Below are 329 nucleotides of genomic sequence, written 5' to 3'. Positions count from 1 at the left end.
CTTACAAACTTATCGTTACCGATGATAAAACAGAAGAGATAAAAACGTTTCAGATAACTCGAGATTTTCTCTCCTTTAAAAAAGAAACTACTAAGAAAAGTTTTTTTTCTTTTTTGGGTATCAAACGCTTTGATAAAACTACTTTTTTATATGAGAACATAGCCTTTGAACCTGAAAAAGACAACATAGAGAACTTTAAGCTCTCTAGCTACCGCAAATTGTCTGAAGATTCTTTGTCCTATCAGTTTCAAAGTGGTGGTAAAAAGCTTCTTATCTATGCAGGAAGTATAGAACACTTTGTAAAACCTACGGATATAGATAGCTACTTC

At 32.2% G+C, this 329-nt stretch carries 1 protein-coding gene; it reads left to right on the top strand.

The window, feature by feature from the left end; genetic code table 11:
* On the top strand, positions 1-329 hold a 329-nt coding region (locus HMPREF9441_RS16140; protein ID WP_216593510.1), incomplete at both ends, for a hypothetical protein.

Source organism: Paraprevotella clara YIT 11840 (assembly GCF_000233955.1).
Lineage (GTDB): Bacteria > Bacteroidota > Bacteroidia > Bacteroidales > Bacteroidaceae > Paraprevotella > Paraprevotella clara.
This window is presented reverse-complemented; position numbering and strand designations above follow the sequence as displayed.